Annotated in this window: 21 protein-coding genes; 14 read left to right on the plus strand and 7 right to left on the minus strand. The window is 67.9% G+C overall.

Going from position 1 to position 23988, the window contains the following annotated elements:
• Positions 1-3 precede the first annotated feature (3 nt).
• The 8 genes from U742_RS0109445 to U742_RS0109480 all read left to right on the plus strand — a co-directional run bounded on the left by U742_RS0109445 (position 4) and on the right by U742_RS0109480 (position 11822).
• Positions 4-1272 carry an NAD(P)/FAD-dependent oxidoreductase gene (locus tag U742_RS0109445; protein WP_029352352.1) on the plus strand — a complete coding sequence of 423 codons (1269 nt, stop codon included), beginning with the start codon at positions 4-6 and terminating at the stop codon, positions 1270-1272.
• A 201-nt stretch (positions 1273-1473) separates the two neighbouring features.
• Positions 1474-2580, plus strand: coding sequence for an LLM class flavin-dependent oxidoreductase (locus tag U742_RS0109450; protein ID WP_029352353.1), 1107 nt, complete (start codon positions 1474-1476; stop codon positions 2578-2580).
• A 16-nt stretch (positions 2581-2596) separates the two neighbouring features.
• Positions 2597-3865 carry a D-arabinono-1,4-lactone oxidase gene (locus U742_RS0109455; RefSeq protein ID WP_029352354.1) on the plus strand — a complete coding sequence of 423 codons (1269 nt, stop codon included), beginning with the start codon at positions 2597-2599 and terminating at the stop codon, positions 3863-3865.
• 128 nt (positions 3866-3993) lie between these two features.
• On the plus strand, positions 3994-5994 hold the full coding sequence (locus U742_RS0109460) for a sigma-54-dependent Fis family transcriptional regulator (RefSeq protein ID WP_029352355.1): 2001 nt from the start codon (positions 3994-3996) through the stop codon (positions 5992-5994).
• 311 nt (positions 5995-6305) lie between these two features.
• The gene (locus U742_RS0109465; RefSeq protein WP_029352357.1) at positions 6306-7409 is read left to right on the plus strand and encodes an ABC transporter substrate-binding protein; all 1104 of its coding nucleotides are present in this window, start codon (positions 6306-6308) and stop codon (positions 7407-7409) included.
• A 36-nt stretch (positions 7410-7445) separates the two neighbouring features.
• Positions 7446-8543 (plus strand): ABC transporter ATP-binding protein, encoded by a 1098-nt coding sequence (locus U742_RS0109470; protein WP_029352359.1) that lies wholly within the window; start codon positions 7446-7448, stop codon positions 8541-8543.
• The gene (locus tag U742_RS0109475) at positions 8536-10290 is read left to right on the plus strand and encodes an ABC transporter permease subunit (protein ID WP_029352361.1); all 1755 of its coding nucleotides are present in this window, start codon (positions 8536-8538) and stop codon (positions 10288-10290) included. Before U742_RS0109470 ends, U742_RS0109475 begins: the two co-directional genes overlap by 8 nt.
• Positions 10291-10358: 68 nt before the next feature.
• Positions 10359-11822: an aldehyde dehydrogenase family protein gene (locus U742_RS0109480; RefSeq protein WP_051661010.1), complete on the plus strand. Its 1464-nt coding sequence runs from the start codon at positions 10359-10361 to the stop codon at positions 11820-11822.
• A gap of 104 nt (positions 11823-11926) precedes the next feature.
• Here U742_RS0109480 and U742_RS0109485 read toward each other — a convergent pair whose 3' ends face one another.
• Genes U742_RS0109485 through U742_RS0109495 form a run of 3 tightly spaced genes read right to left on the minus strand, consistent with a single transcriptional unit; the run spans position 11927 to position 14974 of the window.
• The gene (locus U742_RS0109485) at positions 11927-13462 is read right to left on the minus strand and encodes a tripartite tricarboxylate transporter permease (RefSeq protein ID WP_029352364.1); all 1536 of its coding nucleotides are present in this window, start codon (positions 13460-13462) and stop codon (positions 11927-11929) included.
• Between the two features lie 12 nt (positions 13463-13474).
• The gene (locus U742_RS0109490; RefSeq protein WP_029352366.1) at positions 13475-13942 is read right to left on the minus strand and encodes a tripartite tricarboxylate transporter TctB family protein; all 468 of its coding nucleotides are present in this window, start codon (positions 13940-13942) and stop codon (positions 13475-13477) included.
• Positions 13943-14002: 60 nt separating this feature from the next.
• Positions 14003-14974, minus strand: a complete 972-nt coding sequence (locus U742_RS0109495) for a Bug family tripartite tricarboxylate transporter substrate binding protein (RefSeq protein ID WP_029352368.1) — start codon at positions 14972-14974, stop codon at positions 14003-14005.
• Positions 14975-15078: 104 nt separating this feature from the next.
• Between U742_RS0109495 and U742_RS0109500 the strand changes: the two genes are divergently transcribed.
• From U742_RS0109500 to U742_RS0109510, 3 genes are read left to right on the plus strand one after another with little or no spacing between them, the layout of a single operon-like run.
• Positions 15079-15756, plus strand: coding sequence for a response regulator transcription factor (locus tag U742_RS0109500; protein ID WP_029352370.1), 678 nt, complete (start codon positions 15079-15081; stop codon positions 15754-15756).
• The gene (locus U742_RS0109505) at positions 15743-17122 is read left to right on the plus strand and encodes a sensor histidine kinase (protein ID WP_029352372.1); all 1380 of its coding nucleotides are present in this window, start codon (positions 15743-15745) and stop codon (positions 17120-17122) included. The genes U742_RS0109500 and U742_RS0109505 overlap by 14 nt, the downstream gene beginning before the upstream one ends.
• An 8-nt stretch (positions 17123-17130) precedes the next feature.
• Positions 17131-18243 (plus strand): ABC transporter substrate-binding protein, encoded by a 1113-nt coding sequence (locus U742_RS0109510; RefSeq protein WP_029352374.1) that lies wholly within the window; start codon positions 17131-17133, stop codon positions 18241-18243.
• A gap of 42 nt (positions 18244-18285) precedes the next feature.
• Here U742_RS0109510 and U742_RS0109515 read toward each other — a convergent pair whose 3' ends face one another.
• Complete coding sequence (locus tag U742_RS0109515; RefSeq protein ID WP_051661011.1) at positions 18286-19419, minus strand: alpha/beta hydrolase; 1134 nt, start codon at positions 19417-19419, stop codon at positions 18286-18288.
• Positions 19420-19797: 378 nt separating this feature from the next.
• Between U742_RS0109515 and U742_RS0109520 the strand changes: the two genes are divergently transcribed.
• Both U742_RS0109520 and U742_RS0109525 read left to right on the plus strand, forming a co-directional pair.
• A complete protein-coding gene (locus U742_RS0109520) occupies positions 19798-20088 on the plus strand; it encodes a hypothetical protein (protein WP_029352378.1) in 291 nt (96 codons plus the stop codon).
• Positions 20089-20119: 31 nt separating this feature from the next.
• Entirely contained in the window at positions 20120-20575 is a 456-nt protein-coding gene (locus U742_RS0109525) for a hypothetical protein (RefSeq protein WP_051661012.1), read from the plus strand.
• On the opposite strand, the gene U742_RS0109530 is transcribed toward U742_RS0109525, so the two are convergent.
• Positions 20576-22081: a hypothetical protein gene (locus U742_RS0109530; protein WP_029352382.1), complete on the minus strand. Its 1506-nt coding sequence runs from the start codon at positions 22079-22081 to the stop codon at positions 20576-20578.
• 118 nt (positions 22082-22199) lie between these two features.
• On the minus strand, positions 22200-22829 hold the full coding sequence (locus tag U742_RS0109535) for a hypothetical protein (RefSeq protein WP_029352385.1): 630 nt from the start codon (positions 22827-22829) through the stop codon (positions 22200-22202).
• A gap of 323 nt (positions 22830-23152) precedes the next feature.
• Between U742_RS0109535 and U742_RS0109540 the strand changes: the two genes are divergently transcribed.
• Positions 23153-23497 (plus strand): twin-arginine translocation signal domain-containing protein, encoded by a 345-nt coding sequence (locus U742_RS0109540; RefSeq protein WP_029352387.1) that lies wholly within the window; start codon positions 23153-23155, stop codon positions 23495-23497.
• A gap of 115 nt (positions 23498-23612) precedes the next feature.
• Here U742_RS0109540 and U742_RS0109545 read toward each other — a convergent pair whose 3' ends face one another.
• Complete coding sequence (locus U742_RS0109545; protein WP_029352389.1) at positions 23613-23951, minus strand: hypothetical protein; 339 nt, start codon at positions 23949-23951, stop codon at positions 23613-23615.
• Between the last annotated feature and the right edge of the window lie 37 nt (positions 23952-23988).

A 23988-nucleotide genomic window follows, 5' to 3' on the forward strand; every position in this document is an offset into this window, starting at 1 on the left:
ACCATGGCGGACACTGGGATTTCGCGGCGCACCGTGGCGGTCATCGGCGGCGGCGCCATCGGCGTCGCGGCGGCGAGCTTCCTGCTGCGCGACGGGCACGACGTCGTCCTGATCGAGCGCGGCGGCATCGGCGAAGGCGCCTCCTTCGGCAATGCCGGCTGCCTCAATCCCTCCTCGATCGTGCCGATGTCGACGCCCGGCACGCTCGCCAAGGTGCCGGGCTATCTGCTCGACCCGCTCGGGCCCCTGTCGATCAAATGGAGCTATCTGCCGACGCTGGCGCCGTGGCTGATCCGCTTCGTGCAAGCCGGCCGGCTCGACAAGGTGGAGGCGCAGGCACGCGCGCTGCGGCCCATGCTCGACGATTCCTACGGCGCCTGGCTGCCGCTGGTTCGCAATGCCGGCGCCGACGATCTCATCCACCGGCACGGCCATCTCGCCGTCTACCGCTCGCAGGCGGATTTCGACGGCGATGCGCTCGGCTACCGGCTGCGCCGCGACAACGGCATCGCCTATGAGGTGCTGCGCGACGACGAGCTCTGGCAGTTCGAGCCGAGCATCTCGCACGACTACAAGATCGGCGTGCTGTTCCAGCAGAACGGCCACACCGTCAATCCGAACCGGCTGGTGCGCACGCTCGCCGAGGCCTTCGAGCGCGACGGCGGGCGGCTCCTGCGCGCGGAGGTGCGCGGCTTCGTCCGCGAGGGCGCGACGCTCAAGGGCATCGAGACCGATGGCGGGCTTGTGGCGGCCGACGCGGCCGTTGTCGCTGCCGGCGCGCATTCGAAGAAATTCGCCGCCAGCCTCGGCGACAACGTCCCGCTCGACACCGAGCGCGGCTATCACGTGCTGATCCGCGATCCCGAGACGCTGCCGCGGCTTCCGATCCTCGACGCCAGCGCCAAATTCGTCTCGACGCCGATGGAGACCGGCCTGCGCATGGCCGGCACGGTCGAGTTCGCCGGCCTCGACGCCCCGCCGAACTGGCAGCGCGCCGACTACCTGCTCACCCTCGGCCGCCGGCTGTTCCCCGGGCTCGCGGCGAACTATCCGCAGGAGCGCTATACGCGCTGGATGGGCTTCCGCCCCAGCATGCCGGATTCGCTGCCCGTCATCGGCCGCGCCAGCCTCTGCCCGCACGTCGCCTATGCCTTCGGCCACGGCCATGTCGGCCTCGCCGCCGCCGCCCGCACCGGGCAGGCGGTCGCCGATCTCATCGCCGGCCGCCCGCCGGCCTTCGACCTCGCGCCCTTCGCGCCGACGCGCTTCTGAGCGATCGCGCGCCTCAGCCGTGAGCGCACTGCTTCGCACGCCTGTCGCCACTTTCTCTGGGATGAGACGCGTCGCGCGCCGGATGCCGCCGCGCACGCCCATACGCCAGCAAAATCAACGGATTGACCATCTGGCATGCGGCTTGCCGAAGGGAAGCCATGGGCCGGCGCCACGCCGGCGAGCCTTCAAGGGAGTCCGGTCGTGCAGCTTTCCTTCTTCATGATGCCGCTTCATTCCGTCGGCCGGGATTACCCGACCGCGCTCGACGAGGACATCGAGGCGTTCAAGCTGGCCGACGAGCTCGGCTTCGCGGAGGGCTTCGTCGGGGAGCATTATTCGGCAGAAATCGAGCAGATCTCCTCGCCGCTGATGTTCCTCGCGCACATGGCGTCGCAGACCAAGCGCATCAAGCTCGGCACCGGCGTCATCACCCTGCCGCTCTACCATCCGGTGATGGCGGCCGCCCATATCGCGCTGGCCGATCACCTCACGCGCGGCCGGCTGATCCTCGGCATCGGCACTGGCGGCCTCGGCTCGGATTTCGAAGTGTTCAACATGGAGAACGCCGACCGCACCGCGATGATGCTGGACTCCATCGACATCATCAAAAAGATCTGGACGTCCGATCCGCCCTACGACATCCCCGGCAAGTTCTGGGACATCAAGCTGAGCAAGATGTACTGGCCCGACCTCGGGGTGGGCATCATGCCCAAGCCCCTCACCAAGCCGCATCCCCCGCTCGCCGTCTCGGTGTCGAGCCCCTATTCGAGCTCGATGCGGATGGCCGCGCGGCACGACTTCATGCCGATCTCGGCGAACTTCGTCGCCTCCTGGGTGGTGAAGACCCATTGGGAGACCTATTGCGACGAGATGGCCAAGCTCGGAAAGACACCCGACGGCTCGAAATGGCGTGTCGCCCGCTCGATCTTCGTCGCCGACACCGACGAGGCCGCCGCCCGCCATGTGAAGACCCCCGGCGGCGCCTTCAGTTGGTATTACGACTACATGTACCAGGTCTATGAGCGCATGGGCGCCGGTGCGCTGCTCGCCCCGTTCCGCGACACTGACCCGGCGACCATCACCCCGGAGCTGGTGCGCGACAACTTCGTGATCTATGGCAGCCCGGAGACGGTCGCCCGCAAGATCCTCGAATTGCGCGAGGAGGTCGGCCCCTTCGGGACGCTGATGATGACCTCGCATGAATGGGACGACAAGCCGGCCATGCGCCGCTCCATGGAACTGCTGGCGCGGCGCGTGATGCCCGCCGTCAATGCGGAGCTCGGCGACGTGCCGGCGATCGCGGTCTGAAGGCGGGGTTGGCGGGATGTTGAGCGTTGACACCGCCGGGGTGCTGAAGCCCGGCAAGCTGTGGTGGAACTGGTTCGGGGAGCAGTATTTCGTCCCCCGCTACACCGCGCGGCCGACCTCCGAGGAGGAGGTCTGCGCCGTGGTGCGCGAGGCGCGCAAGCTCGGCCTGCCGATCCGCGCGAGCGGCGCCGGCCACTCCAATCCGGCCGTCGTGCCGACGCCGGGCGTGCACGTCGATTTCGACGCCTTCAACCAGGTCGTCTCGGTCGACAAGGAGAAGCTCCAGGTCACCGTGCGTCCCGGCATGCGGGTCAGCGAGCTGACCCGCTTCCTGCGCGCGAACGGCATGTCGCTCAACAACCAGGGCGACATCGACCGGCAGGCGGTTCCCGGTGCGCTGATGACCGGCACGCATGGCGCCGGCAAAAAGCTCGGCTGCCTGTCCACCCAGCTCATCGCCGCCCGCATCGTCACCGCGGACGGCGAGCTGCGCGACCTCACGGCCGCCGACGGCGAGCTGTTCAAGGCGTTCCGCACCTCGATCGGCCTGTTCGGCCTCATCGTCTCGCTGACGATACAGGCCGTGCCGTCCTACAACATCCTCAAGCGCTCCTGGAACACCGATACCGAGGACTGCATCGGCAACCTCCACGAGCTGCTCGACGCCAACCGGACCTTCTGGTTCTTCTGGCTGCCGCGCAAGGAATCCGCCGATCTCTATGAGCTGCCGGGCGGCGTGGTGCCCTCCAAGGCGACGCGCGACTTCGACATCTGCCACATGCGGACCTACAACGCCGTGCCGGTCGCCGAGCCGGCGCCCGATCTCGGACCGGGCGAGCAGTTCGACCACTCCTCGATCATCTACCCGAACGACTACATCCCCAACTTCCGGGAGATCGAATACGCGGTGCCGTTCGCGCGCTTCGAGGAGTGCTTCGCGGAAGTGCGGCACATGTTCCAGACCAAATATCCGGACGCGCTCTACCCGGTGGAGTGCCGCGCGGTGAAGGCCGACGACACCTATCTATCCGCCTATGCCGAGCGCGATGGTTACGCCCTCTCCATCTCCGGTCCGCTGGAGGAATCCACCTGGGCCATGCTGCGCGACGCCGACGCGATCCTCGACCGCTATGACGCGCGCCCGCACTGGGGCAAGCACCACTTCATGACGCCCGAGCGGCTGGAGCGCATCTATCCGAAATACGACGCCTTCAAGCGCCTGCGCCGCGAGATGGACCCCGACGGGGTCTTCCTGAACGACCATCTGCGCATGCTCTTCGCCTGAGGGAACGGGCCGGCTCAGCCGGCCCGTTCCGCATTTCCGCCGGTCCGTCCTCGCGAAGGGGATTCAGGTTGACGACCAAGATTTGTGCTGCGCAAAATTTAATCGAGGGACCTGACCCGGAGCCCCCGATGCTGGATCTGCGCAGTCACGTCTCGCGCATCGTCTCGAACGCCAACCAACTCTCCGTCTCCGGCGGCGAGGGTCGGCAGCTACGCGCGGCCGACGCCATGGCGGCGTCCTGGCGGCGCTGCATGGAAGGCTACCGCTTCGATCCGGCCGCGAAGTTCCGCATCGAGGCGGTGAGCGATGCCGAGCTGCGGCTCCAGCGTGAGGCGAACGACAAGCTGCTCAGCATCGCGCAGCCCGAGATCGACGCGATCTTCGGCGCCGTCTCGCTGGCCGGCTTCAGCATCAGTCTCGGCAATCTCGACGGCTACATCATCGCCGAGCGGGCCAACTACAATCCTGAGTTCTACAGCGAGGTGGAGCGGGCGGGCACGGCCTGGGCCGAGCAGTCGGCCGGCACCAACGCCATCGGCACCTGCCTGGTGGAGCGCCGGCCGGTCGGGGTCCACACCAACGACCACTTCTTCTACGAGTTCTCGGCGCTCTCCTGCGCCAGCGCCCCGCTGTTCAGCCCCGACGCCGAGCTGATCGGCGCGATCAACATCTCGATCCGCAATCCGGAGCTGCAGCGCGAGACGCTGAAGGTCGTGCTCGGCCTGTCCACCGGGCTCGCCGACCGTATCGGCGAGCGCCTGTTCCGCGAGGCCTTCCGCCGCAACTACATCCTGAAATTCGCGACCAGCCCGGTCGATCACGGACTCATCGCGATCGATAGCGACTTCCAGCTCGCCGGCCTGAACCACGCCGCGCGCGAGGCGCTGCAGGACAAGGTCCAGCTCGCCCGGGTGCGCAGCCTGTGGGCGGTGTTCGAGCGTGACCACCGCCTGTTCGACCTGACGCGGCTGTCGGGCTCCGAGCTGACGCTGCATCTGCAGAAGGGCGGCGATGCCGTCGCCGTCTCCCTCAGCGCTCCGATGGAAGCGCCGCCCCAGATGATGCGTGCGGCCGCGATGCCGAGCGAGCCCGCGCGCCTGCGCAACCCGGCCCCGCCGCAACGCACCACCACCGGCGCCCTCACCCTCGACGACTGCGCGGGCAGCGACCCGCGCATGGCGACCAATGTGCGCTTCATCCGGCGCGTGCTCGGCGGATCGCTGCCGATCCTGCTGCTCGGCGAGACCGGCGTCGGCAAGGACGCCTTCGCCCGCGCCGTGCATGACGAGAGCCCACGCCGCGACGGCCCCTTCGTCGCCTTCAACTGCGCCTCGGTTCCGGACACACTGATCGACAGCGAGCTGTTCGGCTATGGCGGCGGTGCCTTCACCGGCGCGCGACGCGAGGGCAGCCCCGGCCGCCTCGTCGAGGCCGACGGCGGCACGCTGTTCCTCGACGAGATCGGCGACATGCCGGTTAGCCAGCAGACCCGCCTGCTGCATGTGCTGGAATCCGGAACGGTCACGCCGCTCGGCTCCGGCAAGCCGCGCCGCATCGACGTGCAGGTGGTCGCCGCCACCAACCAGAATCTCGAGGCCCGCATCGCCGAGGGGCAGTTCCGGCAAGACCTCTATTACCGTCTCGCCGGCGCCGTGATCGACCTGCCGGCCCTGCGCGAGCGGACCGACCGCCGCGCGCTGATCGAGACCGTCTTCTCCGACCTCGCGGAGGGACGCCGGCTGGCCTTGTCCCCCGAGGCGCTGGCCCTGCTGATGGGCCATGACTGGCCCGGCAACATCCGCGAGCTGCGGCATGTGCTGAACCGGGCCGTGCATGTCTGCGAGGGCGGCCTCGTCATGCCGGGCGACATCCAGATCCGCGGCACTACCCGGGTCACGGCCCCGCTCGCCGCGCCGTCCACTCCGCCGGCGCCCGAGGCACCACTCGATATGCCTCTCGATGCGCTGGAGGCGGGCACCGCGCGCCACGCCATCGCCGCCGCCGAGCGGGAAGCCATCGTCGCCATGCTGGCTCGTTGTGGCGGCAACGTGAAGGCCGCCGCCGCCGCCCTGCGGCTCAGCCGGGCGACGCTCTACCGCAAGCTCCAGCGCTACCAGATCGTTCACTGAAAACCGCCGCGCTGCGCGGAGGAGAATGTCGCATTGGCGCGACACACTGGCTCATTCACGCAACGTCGCGACGCTGACACCTGTGTGTCTCATTCCTGCACGTACATTTCGACGTGTCTCATGGATGATCCCGACATATACGCTCGCATATTCTTCGATCGGCACGCGGATAAATCATTTTTATTGTGAAACAGTAGGTATTTTGCCTATCACACAGGCCTGATTGTTTTTCGTATCCTGATCATTTCGGCTGGCACGATAGTTGCCGAACCCTGCAGAGGCCGCCAGAGGCCCAACCACAGGGGATAAGAATGACCAGCCTCAATGGAAGCGGGGCGCCGTCGCGGCGCAGCGTAATCAAGAGCATGGGCGTCGCGGCTGCCGCCCTGGCCGCCCCCGGCGTCCTGCGGCGCGCCTATGCGCAGGACCCGATCGTGCTCCTGACCTGGGAGACCTACCACGATCCGGCATGGTGCAAGGAATGGAGCGAGGCGAACGGCGTCGAGGTGAAGCCGGTGGTCATCGGCTCGGTCGACGAGCTGTTCTCCCAGCCCTTCTCCGGCGCCATCAAGCCGGACGTCATGTACATCGAGACCGGCTCGCTGCCGCGCTTCAAGGAGGCCGGGCTGATCACCGCGTTCAACACCGCGAAGGTGCCGAACATCGCCAACATCACCCCGAAGCTCGACTGGAAGAAATACACCACGGTCGGCGGCGAGGTGGTCGGCGTGCCCTATAACTGGGGCACCCAGCCGCTGATGTTCAACGCCGACGTCGTCAAGTCGCCGGATAGCTGGGCGATCCTGTGGGACGAGAAGTACAAGGGCAAGGTCAACGTGTTCGACGACTGCACGATCGTCTTCCCGATGATCGCGCTCTATGTCGGCGCCAAGGATCCGTTCAACCTGACCGACGCCGACTTCACCGCCTGCGAGAAGGCGCTGCGTGCGCTGCGCGGCCAGGTGCGCACCATCGCCCGCGGCTTCGACGACGCCACGACGATCTACGCCGCCGGCGACGCCGTGATCGGCTATTGCCAGAACATCGCGGTGGTCACCTCGCTGCAGGACAAGGGCAAGAACTTCAACTACTCGCTGCCCAAGGAAGGCACCCCGACCTGGATCGACTGCACCGGCGTCTCCAAGAAGGGCGACCGCGACATCGTCTACAAGTTCATCAACGACAACCTCGCCACCAAGTGGCAGGCCCGCTTCATCGAATCCTCCACCAACAACGGCGTGCTCACCGCCGCCGAAGCCAAGAAGGGCGGCGTCACCGAGAAGACCCTGAAGCGCACCAATCTTGAGGACGCCGAGGCCGGCGACTTCTGGCAGAAGCTCGTCATCCTGCAGAAGCCGGAGGATTTCGACCGGCGCCTGCAGATCTGGAACGACTTCAAGGCCGGCACGCTCTGACAAGCGCGCGTTCCCTCGAACATCGGAGCACGGGTGATGGCGAAGGATTCGCAGCCGATCCTCAACGTGGCGGGCGTCGACAAGACCTATGAGGGGGCGGTGCGTCCGGCCCTCGACAGGATCTCATTCTCGGTCGAGCCCGGCGAATTCTTCTCCATCCTCGGCCCGAGCGGCTCCGGCAAGACGACGCTGCTGCGCCTGATCGCCGGTTTCGAGCGCCCGGACATCGGGCGCATTATCATTGACGGCGAGGACGTCACCCACGTCCCGCCGTTCCGCCGCGACGTGCGCACGGTGTTCCAGAGCTATGCGCTGTTCCCGCATATGAGCGTGCTGGAGAACGTCGCCTATCCGCTGCGCATGGCCGGCGCCCGCAAGGCCGAGCGCATGGCGAAGGCGCAGGAAGGGCTGGAGCTCGTCAGCATGGGCGAGTTCGCCGCCCGCCTGCCGCACCAGCTCTCCGGCGGCCAGCGCCAGCGCGTGGCGCTTGCCCGCGCCATCGTCTGCCGGCCGCGCATCCTGCTGCTCGACGAGCCGCTCGGCGCGCTCGACCTGCGCCTGCGCCAGCAGATGCAGCATGTGCTGGTCTCGCTGCAGCGCGAGCTCGGCATCGCCTTCGTCTACGTCACCCACGACCAGGGCGAGGCCCTCTCCATGTCCGACCGCGTGGCGGTGATGAGCGAGGGCCGCATCGCCCAGCTCGGCACGCCGCGCGAGATCTATTTCGACCCCTCCTCCGAGTTTGTCGCCCAGTTCGTCGGCTGCTCGAACCTGCTGCCGATCGAGTTCGTCACCCGCGGCAGCGAGGTGACGGCGATGCTCGGCGGCCAGCCACTCGCCGGCCTCGACGCGCCGCGCGGCGATGCCGGATCGCGGGCCGGGCCGGCGCGCATGGCGGTGCGCTTCGAATGCGTCCGCCTCGGCGCCCCCGGCGAGCCGGCGAACGGCGCCTGCAGCCTCGAAGGCACGGTCGAGGACGTGCTGTTCCTCGGCAATGCTCTGGAGGTGAACGTGCGTTGCGGCGAGATGAGCATCATCGCCCATGTGCCCTCGACGGGTGGGGAAGGCGCCGCGCCCGGCCAGAGGGTGCGGGTCATGTTCGAGCCGGACAACGCGACGGTGTTCCATGGCTGACATCGCCACCGAAGCCGTCGAAGCCGGAACCATGGCCACGCCCGTCGCCCGCCCTCTCCGGCTCCGGTCCTTCAGCATGCTCGGCTGGCCGGTCTATGCCTGGTTCGTCGCCCTCGTCCTGGTGCCGAACCTGCTGCTGATCGGCACCAGCTTCCTGCGCACCTCCAACGGGCTGATCGTCTTCGATCCGAGCGTCGCCAGCTATCTGCGGCTGTGGAACTCCGCCAGCTTCCAGTGGCTGCTGATGCGCACGCTGGCGACCAGCGCCGCCGCCGCCGTGCTCGGCTGCCTCATCGCCTACCCGATGGCCTATTACGCGGCGCGTGTCGTGCAGCGCGGCCGCTCGGTGCTGATCGTATTGGTGATCATCCCGCTGTGGATCAGCCTGCTGATGCGCGTCTTTGCCTGGCGCATGATCCTCGGCCAGAACGGCATATTGAACTCGTTCCTGGTGAACAGCGGCATCCTCGACCAGCCGAGCGAGGCCTTCCTCTATACCGGCTTCTCGGTGCTGCTGACCTATACCTACATCTCCATTCCCTTCGCCTTCATCGCCATCTTCACGGCGCTGGAGAAGATCCCGCATTCGCTGATCGAGGCCTCGCAGGACAGCGGCGCCTCCGCCTGGCAGACCTTCCGCCACGTGGTGTGGCCGCTCTCGCGCCCGGGCGTCGCCATCGGCTTCGCACTCGCTTTCCTGACCACGGTGGGCGACTACATCACGCCCTCCATGGTCGGCGGCATCGACGGCACCATGATCGGCATGGTGATCGCCTCGCAGTTCGGCATCGCCAACAACTGGCCCTACGGCTCGGCCATCGCGGTCTGTCTCATGGTGAGCGCGGGCCTCGTGCTCGCTTTCGTCATGTGGCTCGGCCAGACGAAGGGCGTGCTGATGGGCGACGAGGGCGCCAAGCCGCCATCGTCACGCGCACCGCGCACCCCCGGCGAACGTCTGCTGCGCGCCGGCGCGGCCGTCGCCTTCGCCGTACCCTATCTGTTCCTCTACGCGCCGCTCGCCATCATGATGCTGATGTCGTTCAACGATTCCTCGGTGCAGGCCTTCCCGCTGCAGGGGATGACGCTGCGCTGGTACGTCGAGCTCGCGCAGAACGACGCGATGCTGGAGGCGGTGCAGCGCAGCCTCGTCGTCGGCTTCACCGTGGTGCTGGTTTCCACCGTGGCGGCGACCGGCTTCGCCTTCGCCATCCATTACGGACGGGTGCGTCAGCCGCGCTTCTTCGAGTTCGCGCTGGCGCTGCCGGTGGCGATACCGGGCGTGGTGCTCGGCATCGTCATGGTGCTCGCCACCCAGCTCGCGCACATCCCCTCCGGCGTCCCGCGCACCGTCATCGGGCAGGCGAGCTTCGTCATGCCGGTGATCCTGATGGTGATCCTCGCCCGGCTGCGCCGGCTCGACGGCGCGCTGCTGGAAGCCTCGATGGATGCCGGCGCCAATCACTGGCAGAGCTTCGTCCATGTGCTGTTCCCCTCGATCCGCGGCGCGGTCATCGGCGGGGCGCTGCTCGGCTTCACTTTGTCGGCCGACGACGTGATGGTGACGCTGTTCCTCTCCGGCACATCGCCGACGCTGCCGATCTGGGTGTGGAACCAGATGCGCTTCGGCTTCACCCCGTCGGTGAACGCCATCTTCACGCTGGTCGGCGTCGGCTCGCTGCTGATCATCCTGCTGTGCAACCGGCTGCTCTTCCGCGGCCCGTCGCGCGGCAACGGCAGCGCCTCCTAGCGGAGCGCAAGGACAAGGCGTGCCGCTCGAACCTACGGATTTTCAGAGCCTGCGAAGGGGACAAGCAGATGCGTGAGTACGGTCATTTCATCGACGGCGTGAATGCCGGATCGACCGGCGGCGAGATGATCGCGCGGGAGAACCCCGCCACACGCATGCCCGTCGCCTCCTGGCCCGCCGGCACCAAGGCCGATGTGGACCACGCCGTGGCGGCAGCCGGCGCCGCCTTCAGAGACGGCCGCTGGTCCAACCTGCCGGCGCTGGCGCGCTCCGACGTGCTGCGCAAGGTGGCCGAAAAGCTGCGCAATGACGGGGGCGCCCTCGCCCGCATCGAGAGCGAGGAGACCGGCAAGCCGCTGCGGCAGGCCACCGAGGAAGTGCCGTGGGCCGGCGACATCTGGGATTTCGCCGCCGGCCAGGCGCGCGCCATCCATGGCGACGTGCACTCCAATCTCGGCCGGGACAAGCTCGCGCTGGTGCTGCGCCAGCCGGCCGGCGTGGTGGCGCTGATCACGCCGTGGAACTATCCGCTCGTCGTGCTGAGCCAGAAGCTGCCCTTCGCGCTCGCGGCCGGCTGCTCGGTCGTCGTCAAGCCGAGCGAGATGACCTCGGGCACCACTCTCGAAATCGCCCGTATCCTGACGGAAGCGGGCCTGCCGGACGGCGTGTTCAACGTCGTCACCGGCGTCGGCGATCCGGTCGGGCAGGCTCTCGCCGAGCATCCCGACGTCCGGGTGATCTCGTTCACCGGCTCGACCGCCACGGGCCGGAAGATCGTCCAGGCCTCCGCTGGCAACATGAAGAAGGTGGTGCTCGAACTCGGCGGCAAGAATCCCTTCGTCGTCTTCGACGATGCCGATCTCGACGCCGCCGTCGACAATTGCATCAAGGGCTTCGTCTACAATGCCGGCGCCGAGTGCTGCAGCGGCAGCCGGGTGTTCGTGCAGCAGGGCATCTTCGAGCGTTTCGCCGGCTTGCTCACCGAGAAGCTGAAAAGCGTGAAGGTCGGCGATCCCAACGACCCGGACACGGTGATGGGCGCGCTGATCAGCGAGACGCACTTCCGGAAAGTGACCGGCCATATTGCCGAGGCGCGCAGGCTCGGCACGCTGCTCCATGGCGGAGGCACGCTCGACGCGCTGCCGGGCTATTTCGTCGAGCCGACCGTGATCGCCGGGCTGCCGGCCGGCGCCGCGGCGCTGCGCGAGGAGATATTCGGCCCGGTCATCGCCCTCGTTCCCTTCACCGACACGGCCGAGGCCATCGCCGTGGCGAACGACACGGAATACGGCCTCGCCTCCAGCATCTGGACCGACAGTCTCAACACCGCCAACGAGGTGTCGCGCGCCATCGAATCCGGCATCGTCTGGGTCAACACCTTCCTCGACGTCGCCTCGGAAATCCCGATCGGCGGCATCAAGCAGAGCGGCTACGGGCGGGAGAACGGCCGTCAGGCCATCGAGGAATTCACCGTCCTCAAGACCATCGTCCAGCAGGACACACGGACCATCGGCCGCTATCTGCCGGGCTGAGCCGCGCATCCGGATCGCAGGAAGGACCATACGACATGCGAGAACGCGGCGCTCAGGGCGCCGCGTTCGTCATTGTAGTGGCTGGCCCGATGCGTCCCGGCGTCTCAGCCTGCCTGCGAGGCCCGCCCCTGCAGTTCCGCCTGCGCGCGCGCCGCACGCGCCTTGGCGCGCCGGCTGATCAGATAGGGCAGGACCGCGATGGCGATCGCCATGATCCACAGCACGATGGAAATGGTGCTGCTGAACAGGATACCGATCTCGCCGCCGCTGATGGCGAGCGCGTTGCGCAGGTTCACCTCCATCACCCTCCCCAGCACGAAGCCGAGGATGATCGGCGCCATGTCGAAGCCGAGCTTGCGCAGCAGCCAGCCGACCACGCCGATGCCGAGCATCATCAGGATGGCGAGCACGCTCGCATGGGTCGAGTACACGCCGACCACCGAGAGGACGAGGATGCCCGGCACCAGGATCCAGTTCGGCAGCAGCAGCACGCGCGAGAAGATGCCGACGAAGGGCAGGTTCAGGATCAGCAGCAGGACGTTGCCGACATAGAGCGAGGCGATCAGGCCGCCGACCAGTTCCGGCCGCTCGGTGAAGAGCTGCGGGCCGGGCTGGATATTGTAGAGCATCAGCGCGCCGAGCATCACCGCGGTGGTGCCGCTGCCGGGCACGCCGAGGGTGAGCATCGGCACGAAGGCGCCCATGGCCGTCGAGTTGTTGGCCGCCTCCGGCGAGGCGAGACCACGCATGTCGCCCTTGCCGAAAGTGCCCTCCCGGTCGGAGATGCGCTTCTCGGTGGTGTAGGACACCGCGCTCGACACCGAGGCGCCGGTGCCCGGCAGCACGCCGACCACGAAGCCGATGATCGAGCCGCGCAGGGTGGCGCCGGTGCAGAACACGATGTCGGCCCAGCGCGCCAGCGTGCGCCCGGTGACCTTGATGATCGAGCCGCCGCTCGCCTGATGCTCCAGCATCAGCATCGCCTCGGAGATCGAGAACAGGCCGATCACCAGCACCACGAACTCGATGCCGTCGCCGAGCTCCGGCTCGTTGAAGGTGAAACGATAGGCGCCGGAGGTGGCGTCGAGGCCGACGGTGGCCAGCATCAGACCGATGACGCAGCCAATCAGCGTCTTCACCGGCTGGTCGCCGACCATCGAGCCGAGAGTCGCGAAGGCGAAGATCATCAGCACGAAATACTCGGCCGGGCCGAAACCGATGGCGAGGCCGCTCAGCATCGGCGCGAAGAAGGTGAGGCCGATGACGCCGATGATGCCGCCAACGAAGGAGGACAGGCCGGAAATCATCAGCGCCTCGCCCGCCCGGCCCTGCCGCGCCAGCGGATTGCCGTCGAGCGCGGTCATCACCGCTCCGGCGTCGCCCGGCACGTTGAGCAGGATCGAGGAGATGCGCCCGCCATATTCGGCGCCGGAATAGATGGCGGCGAGCAGGATCATCGTGCTCTCGGCCGGTAGGCCCAGCGTGTAGGCGATCGGCAGCAGCAAGGCGATGCCGTTGATCGGCCCGATCGCCGGCAGCGCGCCGATCAGCGTGCCGAGGAAGCAGCCGATGAAGCCGATGAGGAGGTTGGTCGGCGTCAGCGCGACGGCGAAGCCGGTCCACAGATAGCTCAAATCCATGTCGGTCGCCCCTTAAAGGCCGAGAAGGCTGCCGCCCGGCAGATAGACGTCGAGCAGGTAGCGGAAGATCACGAACCACAGCGCCGCCTGCGCGACGCCGCCGATGAGCGCGGCGCGCCAGCTCGCCCCGAAGATGCGCCCGACGCCGACCACCATGACGGTGATGGCGATGGCGAAGCCGAGCGGCTCCAGCAGCAGCGCCGCCGCCAGCACCAGGGCGGGGATCGCCAGAGAGGCGGCGAGCAGCCGACCGCGCGGCCAGCTCTCCGCCCCGCTCGGACGCATCAGGTAGATCAGCGAGAGCAGCGCCAGCAGGCCGGCGAGCGCCAGCGGGAAGACGCGCGGCCCGAGCGGGTCGGAGGAGAAGGAGTAGGCGATGCGGCTCGCCTCCAACCCATAGAGCAGGGCGAGGACGAGCAGGACGATCGCGCCGATGCGATCGCTCCGCGTGCTGGCGCGCGGGCCGGTCGAGGTCGTCATGACGGGTCCAATCGAAAAAGGGCGGCCCCGGTCACCGGAGCCGCCGCCATGCGTGGAGGATCAGAGACCGGCCTCGGTGGCCAGGGTCTTGAAGCGCTGCACGTCCTTCTTCACCTGCGCCTCGAAATCCGCGCCGATCAGGGTGAAGGGGAACAGGCCGCGCGCTTCGCGCTCCTTCACGAATTCAGGGCTTTCCGACAGCTTCTTGAAGGTGTCAGCCCACCACCGGTAGTCGGCATCGGAGACCTTCTTGCCGACATAGTAGCCGCGCCAGACCACCCAGTCGAAGGCGTAGCCCTGCTCGCGCGCGGTCGGGATCGCGGAAAGCTCGCCCGGCAGGCGCTCGGGGGACATCACCGCGATGATGCGCACCTTGCCGGCGGCGTGGTGCTTCGCCATCTCGGACGCCTCGCCGGCGCCGATCTTGATGTGGCCGCCTTCGAGCGCGGTCAGCACCGCGCCGCCGCCTTCGAGAGCCACATAGCGGATCTTCTTCGGGTCCTGATCTGCGCTCTTGGCGATCAGCGCCGCCTTCATCCAGTCCTGGCTGCCGACCGCGCCGCCGCCGCCGATGGCGAACTCGTTCGGTGCCTTGCGGTAGGCCTCGACGAGATCCTTCATCGACTTGTAGGGCGAATCCGCCGCGACGACGATGACGCCATAATCGGCGCCGAGCGCGCCGAGCCAGCGCACCGCGTTCTCGTCATACTGGCCGAACTTGCCCTGCGCGAGCAGCAGCGCCGAGCCGGTGGAGGCCGCGGTGATCAGCGTCGGGTCGGCCGAGCGCTTGCCGACCACATGGTTGTAGGCAACCGCGCCGACGCCGCCCTCCATGTAGGTCACGATCATCGGCTTCTCGATCAGCTTGGCCGCGAGCAGCGAGTTCGCCGCCAGCCGGCAGGTGACGTCGAAGCCGCCGCCTGGCTTGGCGCCGGCGAGGCACTCGGTCTTTTCCGGAGCTGCCGCAGCGGGAAACGCAAAGGCGCTCGCAAGCACCACGGCCGCAGTGTAATAAGCGATGGTTTTCATCATGTTCGACCTCCCGGTTGAATAGAAAAACGCCCGTCTTGAGCGGTGCTTGCGCGGGACGCTAGGGCGGGAACCTGTCATCCACCTGTCACGCCGCCGGCCGCCGCATGCGCATTTTTCTCGTCGAGGACACGCTGGACGTCGCGGAGGCGATCATTGAGCGCTTCGCGCGCATCGGACACGTGGTCGACCACGAGACCGACGGCACCGCCGCCGCCGCAACGCTGGAGGCCACGACCTACGACCTCGTCATCCTCGACGTTATGCTGCCGGGGCAAAGCGGCTTCACGCTGCTGCAGCGCCTCCGTGCCGCCGGCCGCACCACCCCGGTGCTGATGCTCACCGCCCGCTCGGAGATCGAGGACCGCGTCGGCGCGCTCGACATCGGCGCCGACGACTACCTCGTGAAGCCGTTCGACTTCCGCGAGCTGGAGGCGCGCGCCCGCGCGCTGCTGCGCCGCCGCCATGGCGACGCGACCAACATCCTGACCTGCGGCGACATCACCATCGACCGCTCGGCCCGCTCGGTGCAGGTCGGCGAGCGGGAGGTGCATCTCACCCGCCGCGAGGTCACGCTTCTGGAGATCCTCGCCTCCCGGCCGGGGCGGGTGTTCAGCAAGGAGGACCTGCTCGACCAGGTCTTCGGCTATGACGTCGAGGCGCCGTCCTTCAACGCCGTCGAGCTCTATGTCGGCCGGCTGCGGCGCAAGCTGCAGGGCGCCAAGGCGCAGATCGTGACCGTGCGCGGTTTCGGCTATCAACTGGTGCGCGATGGCGCGACGTGAACCATCGATCTTCGCGCGGCTCATCGCGCTCATCTCGGTCGTGCTCGCGGTCGGCGCCGCCCTGCTGACGACCGCCGCCTGGTATTACGCGCGCGAGGCCGCGAACGAGGCCTATGATCGGCTGCTGGTCGGCGCTGTGCTGCAGATGGCCGAAGCGGTTCAGGTCGAAGGCGGGACGCTGCATGTGGAACTGCCGGTATCGGCCTTCGAGCTGCTGGCGCTCTCCGAGCGCGACAGCATCTACTACCGGATCGTCGACACCGCGGGGCGCACGCTAACCGGCTATGGCGACCTGCCGGTGCCGGAGGCCAGCGCCGATGTGCTGGAACGTCCGGCGATCGAGGATGGCCGCTATCGCGGCGTCGCCGTGCGCATCGCCAAGACCTCGCGCAATTTCGCCGACCCGGCCGTGCAGGGCCGCGTCGACGTCGTCGTCGGGCAGACCACCGAGGCGCGCAAGCAGCTCGCGCGCGAGCTCACCCTGCGCGCGGTCGGCCTGATCGCGGTGATGAGCGGGCTCGCGCTCGGCGGCGCGGTGTTCGCCATCCGCTACGCCCTGCGCCCCATCGAGCGGGTCGGCAACGCCCTGCGCCGGCGCGACCCCCACGACATGACGCCGGTGACCATCGACACGCCGCGCGAGCTGCGGCCCTTCGTGGCGGCGACCAACGAGTTCATCGCGCGGCTGAAGAGCCGCGTCGATCTCATGCAGCAATTCGTCGCCGACGCCGCCCACCAGATCCGCACCCCGCTGACCGCGCTGAAGTCCCAGTCCGACCTGCTGTCGCGCTATCCGATCGACGGGCAGGCCCGCGTGCATCTCGGGCGCGTCGAGCAGCGGGTCGACCAGCTCTCGCGCCTTGCCGGGCAGCTTCTGAGCCATGCCATGGTCGGCCACCGCGCCGGCGTGGTGCGGTTCGAGCCGGTCGACCTCGTCGAGATCGTCCGCCGCGCGATGCGCGAGGCGGTGCCGGACACGCTGGAGCGTGACATCATCACGACGCTTGAGGCGCCGCGCGGATCGCTGGAGATCATGGGCGACGCGATCAGCCTGAAGGAGGCGGTCAAGAACGTCATCGACAATGCCGTCCGCCACGGCGCCCCGACGCGCATCACCATCCGCCTGCGCGAAATACCTGGCGGGGCCGAGATCGAGGTGGAGGATGACGGGCCGGGCATTCCCGAGACGGACTGGCCGCGTGTCGTCACCCGCTTCGGCGCCCCTTCGGAGCGGGGGTCCGGCCTCGGGCTCGCCATAGCGGTCGAGGTGCTCGCCATGCATGGCGGCGCGCTCGGCTTCGCCGCGCGGGGCGCGGACGGCTTCGCGGTGATCATGACGATCCGGCACGACGGAGACGAGGCATGAGGAAGCACATGACAGCCGCATGGACGTTGCGGCGCGTCACCCGGCCCGGCCTGCTGGCGGCGCTGGCGATACTCGCGGCGGGTGCGGCGCAGGCGCAGGTGACGACCGATTTCCCGAGCCGCGGCGCGGAGCAGGAGGTGCTGTCCATCCACGCCGCCACCGACCTCGCGGCGATGCGCCCGCTCATCCTCGACTTTCAGGAGGCCAATCCCGGGCTGCGGGTCGCCTTCGTCGAATATGTCACCAACGACCTCTACGCCGCCGCGTCGGAAGCCTGCCGCAGCGGGCGCGTCATCGGCGACATCCTGCTCTCCTCCTCCGTCGACCAACTGGTGCGGCTCGCCAATGACGGCTGCGCCCATAATGTCGATCCGCCGAACGCCGCCGCCCTGCCCCGCTGGGCGAAATGGCGGGGCGACGTGTTCGGCTTCACCTTCGAGCCGGTGGTCTTCGTCTATAATCGCAAGCTCGTGCCGCCGGACGCCGTGCCGAAGACCCATCTCGAGCTCGCCGACCGGCTGCGCCTCGAACCGGAAACCTATCGCGGCCGCGTCGGCACCTACGACATCCGCCTCTCCGGCATCGGCTATCTGCTCGCCTTCAACGACGCGCTGCAGACCACCACCACCTATGGGCGCCTGCTGGAAGGGCTCGGCCGCGCCGCGGTGGTGGTGCGCTGCTGCACCAGCGAGATCCTCGACGAGGTCGAGGCCGGGCGCGTCCTGATCGGCTACAACATGCTGGCGTCCTACGCCTATGCTCGAATGCGCGCCGGGGCGGATATCGGCATCGTCATGCCGGCCGACTACACACTCGTGCTCAGCCGCGGCGCCATGATCCCCAATGGCGCGCCGCACCTTTCCGCCGCCACGCGCTTCCTCGACTATCTGCTCTCCCCGCGCGGCCAGACGACGGCGCGGGAGAAGGCCTTCTTCTTCGGTTTCGACGGACAGGCGCCACCGGATATCGAGGGCGCGTCCGCCATCATGCAGACCGGCATCGGCCGGCCCATCGCCATCGGCCCCGCCCTGCTCGCCGTGCAGGACGACCAGCGGCGCGGCCGCTTCCTCGGCGAGTGGAGCCGCAGCATGGTCGACATCGGCGCCAGCGGCTCGCAGTGACGCGGCGCATGGCGCGCCGCGTCACGCATCCTCGCGCGGCCTCTATTTGCGGGCGTCGAGACCGGTGCGCCTGAGGAAGTCGGAGAACACGTCGGCGACCTCGACATTGTTGAGGTCGAGCATCAGCAGATGCGTGTTCCCCTTGATGCCCTTCTCCGGTAGATAGACGACCTCGACCTGCCCGCCGGCCTCGTTGACGAGCTCGGCGAAGCGCCTGGCATAGATCAGGCTGATGCGCCGGCGCTCCGGGCCGCGCACCTTGCTGCTCTCGGTCGGGATGAAGTCGCCGAAGACGAGCTGCATCTTCACGTCCTTCAATCGCGCGAATTCCTCCGCGCTCACCTCGACGCCGGGGTCCTGCGGCTTGTTGTTGAAGCCGGTGACGATCGCCTCCGGCTTCTTGCCGGGCGGGAACACGAAGGCGCTCGGCTCATAGGACACCACCGCCTTGACGTGCGGCACGCGGGTGGCGGTGAAGAAGCCCATCACCCCGCTGCCGGAATGGGTGACGAGAATGGAATCGCCGGCCTTGTCCAGCAGCGCGCCCACGGCAGCCGCGTTGCGGGCATTGGCATCGTCGCCCTCGGCTTCCGGATAGCGGGCGCGCAGCACCTGGTCGAGCCATTGCGGATCGTTGGCCGGCACCTGTGCGCCCGGATAGAATTTCGGCGCATCCGGCGGATTCCAGGTGCCGAAGCGCCAGCCGTCGAAGGTGTACTGGTCGAGACCCGGATTGGGCTTGTATTCGAGCACGCCGCAACCATTGCCGGCACGCCCCTGCCCGGGCAGGTCGATGATGTAGACCGGGAAGCCCCGGCGCAGGAAGATGCTCTGGAAGCCGTCGCGCCCGTCAGGCGAGGATTCCCACGTCACCGTGCTGGCGCTGTGCCAGAAGACGATCGGATAGCGGCGCGGCTCGACGGGAATCTGGAACTGCGCATAGCCGTGGTTGCAATGCTGCGTGCCGCCCTTCTCGCCGGTGATGGTGGTGCCGCCGAAGGCGAAGGCGCCCATCTTCTGCAGCATGATCGGTGCGTCCTCGGCCGTCGCCGGCGCGGGCAGCGACATCGCCGCCAGGGCAAGGCCAAAGGCAGCGGCGAGAGCATGGCCGGCGGCGCGGCCGCTTCCGCACCGGCTCGGCGGGAGGCGGCGCGATCGGGTCGTCTGGCGTTCCATGGGCGGTTTCCTCCTGTCCCGGTTCTCTTGTGCCCCCGGCGACGTCGTGGTCCGGCCTCCGGTTGGGCAGCCCGACAAAGGCGCTCCGGTTTAGGCCACATCCGACATTTTGTCGACAGTTGACGATTTTGAACAAATCTGGATGGAAGGCGCAGCCATCAGTATAATCCGATGTATTAAATTATTTGCTTTCAAATGATAACGTCATTTCATAAGAATATTCTCAGCAACGTAAAAAGACACTCCCCTGCAATCGAACTATCAAGCTTCTGCTGATACTGTCAGGAATTGATCGCAGCTACGTCACGATGCCTCTCCCGGCCTTGCCCGAGCCCGCCCCTTCTGGAAGAATGCCCGGCGCAATGGGGAGTAGACCCGATGGTCCTTCGACGTGCCCACCTCGCTCCTACCGGTATTTTGATTGTCGCTCTCGGCCTCGCCGGAGCCACGCCCGCCAGCGCCCATAACAGCACCGGCGCGCTGATCGGCGGCCTGGTCGCCGGCGCGCTCATCGGCGGTGTCGTGAGCGCCGCGACCACACCGCCGCCCCCGCCGCCGACCTATTATTACGGTCCGCCGCGGGCCTATGCCCCACCGGCGCCGGTCTATGGTCCGGGCTATTGCGGCGCGCCGCCCTATCCGCCCTGCCGCACGCCCGTGCCCTATTGATATGCCCCCTTCATCGCTCAAGGCCGTTTCCATGCCTGCCATCGCTTCCCGCCTGCTTCTCGGCGCCTGTCTTCTTGTGATCGCGGGCCCCGCTTCCGCCCAGACCCCGGCCGCTGCTCCGGCGCCGGCCGCCGCCACGGCTCCGCCGCTGCCGGGGCCGCTCGACTGCAGCTTCGACAAGGCGTTCCTCTGCGAGCCAGCCAAGGGCTGCGCCACGGTTAACACGCTCGGCGAGCTTCCACTGCCCGGCCGCATGCTGGTGCATTTCGAGAAGCAGATCATCGCCAGCACCGCCAAGGATGGCATGCCGCACGTCTCCGGCATCACCTCGGTGGCGAGCGCCGGCGACAGCCTCGTCCTGCAGGGCGTCGACGGCACCATCGGCTGGGTGATCCAGACCCTGCACAAGGGCCCCGCGGCCTCCTTCACCGCGGTCGATCACGATTCGGTCCTGACCGCCTTCGGAACCTGCAAGCCGGCCGAGTGATCAGGGCGGGCTCACACCCAGCCCGGCGCGGCGGGCGACGACGACCGCCGCGTTTCTGCCGAAAATCTCCATGGAGATGCGGGCGCCGGCATAGTCCGGATTCCAGCTCGTGAAATACGCCGCCTGACCTTCCGCGCCGGCCGGTATCGGGCCCGTATCGGTGTGCGGAATCCACACGATATCCGGACATCGGCCGGGCGGGCTCTCGATCGGTTTCGTTTCGAGGTCCGCAAGCGGCAGGCCGACATCGCGTGCCATCATTGCATGAGCGAGCACCCGGACCCGATCCTCGCCATAGACAGGAGAAGGATTGAGCTCCCTCGCGACCACACGCGAGGTTGGGCAGGCAGCGAGCAGTTCCTTGACCCGCGCCGCCGGCCCGTACCAGCGCGGCTCGCTGGCACGGACCCCGGCCGCGCCGATGAGCAGCAGGACGCTCGTCGCCATCACGGCTCCCCGCACCCACCTGCGGTCGAACGCCGCGAGTTCCCCGAGATTGGCGACCACCGCCAGCGCCGCGACGCCGAGAGTGAGGACATAGCGATCCTGCACAATCGCATGGCGGGCGTGGTAAGCCAGGAGCACTATCGCAGCGAGCGCGATGCCGAGGCTCGTCAACAGCGCGACATCGATGCGTCCCGAGCGCACCGTCGCGGCGAGACGGCCCTCGCGCCACTGGCGCAGGAGTTCGTTGCCGGCAAGCAGCAGCACGACGATCTGACCGAGCGCCGCCAGCCCCACCACGAATATGATGAAAGCCGCCGCCTTCGGCGTTGAGGTCGTGATCCAGGTGCCGGCATTCGCCTGGATCACCTCGTGATTGCGGATGAAGAAGCCCAGCATCGGCACGCAGGCGGCGATCCCCATCAGGGCGATGCGCAGAAAGTCCCCGGTGCGGCCCGCGAGCAGGAAGCGCAGCCCGAACACGCCGACGATGAGCGCTGTGATCAGCGCCGTGATGAAGTGCACGTTCAGGCACAGCAGCAGCGCGACGAAGAAGACCGTCCATACGCCCCAGCCGAAGCCCGCGCCGGGAATCGGCTCCGACAGGCGGCGCAGGCACAGCATCACCACCGCGAAGGTGCACATGCCGAGGAAATAGGAGCGCAGCTCGGCGAAATAGGTGACGAACATCACCGACGAGGTGACACCGAGCAGGAACAGCACAGTGAAGCGCCGCATCGCCGGTTCGCGCGCAATGAACGCGGCAGCGGCGAGGAGGCCAGCGAGCGGCACGAAATTGAGCAGCCGGCCCTGATCGACGCTGAGCGGCGCCCATGCGGCCGCTGCATGCACCAGCGCCACATAGAGCGGCGGGTGCACATCGATGCTCCAGCGCTCCCACAATTCGCCGGCGGTCAGGGTGCGGTCGGTGAGCCACAGCGTCCAGTACTCGTCCAGCCAGGGCCCGCGATGGGTGGCGACGAAGGCGAGCGCCACCACCAGCAGAACGAGATAGACACCGACGAGGGCACCGATGCGCACGCGCGGGGCTTGGCTGTTCATGCGTTGCGGCTCCGGTCGAATGGCGGCTTCGGACAGGCCGTCCCCCATACCGGCGCAGCCCTTAAAATCCGATGACGGCGACCCGTAAAGGCTGCCGCATCCGGTGTCGCGCGAGGGCCTATTTCAGGTTGATGCCGAAGAAGAAGACGAGGATCGTCAGGATATACATCAGCGAGTTGCCGACGCTGAGGATGGTCGTGCGGAACGCCGTCCTGGCGTCGATCTCGGCGGCCACGCGGTTGGAGCTTTCCTGCAGCATGGTGAGCTGGCGGCTGGCATCGGCGATCATCGCGCTCTCGGCCGATTGCAGCTCGCGCACCGTCTCGGCGCTGCGATAGTCCTGCTGCACCAGATGCTCATAGGGCGCCATCCGGTCCTTCCACTCGACCGGATAGAGGGTGGCGGCGACCCGGCGCATCGAGTTCAGCGCGTTCAGCCGGAACAACTTGTCGAGCGCGAATTTGAGCTGAATGTCGGCGTCCTGCCCGTTCATGATCAGCAGCAGGGCGGCGCGGTCGAGCTGCAGGCGCTCGACGTCGCGCGTGAAGCTGTCGAGCTCGCGCGAGGTCTCAGTGAGCCGGTCGCGGCGCTGCGTCAGCCCGGCGATCTCGGCGTCCACCGAGCGCGACATGATGAAGGAGCCGGTGGCGGCGAGGATCGCCGGCGAGGCCAGCAGCACCGCGTTGAGGCTCGCGCGGTTCCAGACGAAACGGCGGAAGGCGAGCGCCGCGCGGCTCATCTCGGGCATGGGAGGTCCTTGTCGCGGGAAGCGCGGCGGAGGTGTACTGCCACCAGTTTGCCCGCCCGCGCCCGCTGCGTCGAGACGGTCGCGGAGCTGCCGCGAAGAATGCCGGCGCGGGAGAATGTTTTTCATGGCAGGTTACCGATGTCGGATGCGCCTGCGGCCTGTTAGTCTGCCGGCATCATGGAACCGACGGCGAGCCGTCGGAACGGAACTCGGTGCAGCACACCGAGTTGAGTAAGGCCCTTTCCGTGCCGGTGATCGGTCGGGAACCGGGCACGGAAACGGTGAACGCCGCACCCCGCGCGGCATTGTTCGGAGGCTGGACTATGGATCGTCGCTCATTCCTCACTGGGCTCGCCGGCACGGCCGGCATCGTCGCGGCCGGGGCCGCCGGCATCTCCATGCTTCCCTCCGCCGCCGAGGCGACGCCGCTCGATCAGCTCCGTGCGCTGTCGGGCCGTCGCCGCGAACTCGGCGAGGATCCGCGGGCGACGAATATCGACGACGGGCTCGATGGCGAGTTCGATGCCGACGCCGCCGACCTCGCCTATGGCGCGGCGCCCGATGGCACGCCGGTCGAGCAGGTCTGGCATCATCGCCGCCGCCGCGTCTGCCGCTGGTACTGGCGTCGCGGCGTCCGCGTGCGTCGCTGCTGGTGGGTCCGCTGGTAGGAATCCGGGCCCGTCGAGGTCCATCCGACATGAAAAAAGCCGGCCATCGATCAACCCCGATGGCCGGCCTTCCTCGTGGACGTCCCGCTGCCTCCAGCGGCCCGGCGGCAGGCACTCAGAGCAGTTCGACCAGCATATAGGTGAGGCCGCCGGCAATCGCGGTGGCGGCCAGCGGCCCGATATAGCCGCTGGAACGCTGCCGCGGCGGCACCGCGCCGGGCGCCAGCGTGTCGCGCTCCTCAGTCACCTCGCCGCTGGTGATGTGCCCGCTCTCCAGAAAGAACTCGGCCACCGCCCGCGCATGCGGCGACCAGGGCGACGTCTGGTGGAATTGCGAGCGGACCTCGTTCCGCAAGGCCGCCGGAACGCGATCAAGATGCCCGACGCGCGCCATGTCGCGCCACGCGTCCAGGACGACGATCACGCCTCCGGCCACGTCTCCGCTATTGGACATTTCCGTATCCCCTCCCCGCGCACATTCCTGTTGCGAC

This window comes from Allobosea sp. 117 (assembly GCF_000702305.1).
Classification (GTDB): domain Bacteria; phylum Pseudomonadota; class Alphaproteobacteria; order Rhizobiales; family Xanthobacteraceae; genus Ancylobacter.

Excerpts from the sequence above, each read along its gene's own strand:
- U742_RS0109445 (WP_029352352.1), top strand. The coding sequence starts at position 4 with ATGGCGGACACTGGGATTTCGCGGCGCACCGTGGCGGTCATCGGCGGC.
- U742_RS0109455 (WP_029352354.1), top strand. The coding sequence starts at position 2,597 with ATGTTGAGCGTTGACACCGCCGGGGTGCTGAAGCCCGGCAAGCTGTGG.
- U742_RS0109460 (WP_029352355.1), top strand. The coding sequence starts at position 3,994 with ATGCTGGATCTGCGCAGTCACGTCTCGCGCATCGTCTCGAACGCCAAC.
- U742_RS0109465 (WP_029352357.1), top strand. The coding sequence starts at position 6,306 with ATGACCAGCCTCAATGGAAGCGGGGCGCCGTCGCGGCGCAGCGTAATC.
- U742_RS0109470 (WP_029352359.1), top strand. The coding sequence starts at position 7,446 with ATGGCGAAGGATTCGCAGCCGATCCTCAACGTGGCGGGCGTCGACAAG.
- U742_RS0109475 (WP_029352361.1), top strand. The coding sequence starts at position 8,536 with ATGGCTGACATCGCCACCGAAGCCGTCGAAGCCGGAACCATGGCCACG.
- U742_RS0109480 (WP_051661010.1), top strand. The coding sequence starts at position 10,359 with ATGCGTGAGTACGGTCATTTCATCGACGGCGTGAATGCCGGATCGACC.
- U742_RS0109485 (WP_029352364.1), bottom strand. The coding sequence starts at position 13,462 with ATGGATTTGAGCTATCTGTGGACCGGCTTCGCCGTCGCGCTGACGCCG.
- U742_RS0109490 (WP_029352366.1), bottom strand. The coding sequence starts at position 13,942 with ATGACGACCTCGACCGGCCCGCGCGCCAGCACGCGGAGCGATCGCATC.
- U742_RS0109495 (WP_029352368.1), bottom strand. The coding sequence starts at position 14,974 with ATGATGAAAACCATCGCTTATTACACTGCGGCCGTGGTGCTTGCGAGC.
- U742_RS0109500 (WP_029352370.1), top strand. The coding sequence starts at position 15,079 with ATGCGCATTTTTCTCGTCGAGGACACGCTGGACGTCGCGGAGGCGATC.
- U742_RS0109505 (WP_029352372.1), top strand. The coding sequence starts at position 15,743 with ATGGCGCGACGTGAACCATCGATCTTCGCGCGGCTCATCGCGCTCATC.
- U742_RS0109510 (WP_029352374.1), top strand. The coding sequence starts at position 17,131 with ATGACAGCCGCATGGACGTTGCGGCGCGTCACCCGGCCCGGCCTGCTG.
- U742_RS0109515 (WP_051661011.1), bottom strand. The coding sequence starts at position 19,419 with ATGGAACGCCAGACGACCCGATCGCGCCGCCTCCCGCCGAGCCGGTGC.
- U742_RS0109520 (WP_029352378.1), top strand. The coding sequence starts at position 19,798 with ATGGTCCTTCGACGTGCCCACCTCGCTCCTACCGGTATTTTGATTGTC.
- U742_RS0109525 (WP_051661012.1), top strand. The coding sequence starts at position 20,120 with ATGCCTGCCATCGCTTCCCGCCTGCTTCTCGGCGCCTGTCTTCTTGTG.
- U742_RS0109530 (WP_029352382.1), bottom strand. The coding sequence starts at position 22,081 with ATGAACAGCCAAGCCCCGCGCGTGCGCATCGGTGCCCTCGTCGGTGTC.
- U742_RS0109535 (WP_029352385.1), bottom strand. The coding sequence starts at position 22,829 with ATGCCCGAGATGAGCCGCGCGGCGCTCGCCTTCCGCCGTTTCGTCTGG.
- U742_RS0109540 (WP_029352387.1), top strand. The coding sequence starts at position 23,153 with ATGGATCGTCGCTCATTCCTCACTGGGCTCGCCGGCACGGCCGGCATC.
- U742_RS0109545 (WP_029352389.1), bottom strand. The coding sequence starts at position 23,951 with ATGTCCAATAGCGGAGACGTGGCCGGAGGCGTGATCGTCGTCCTGGAC.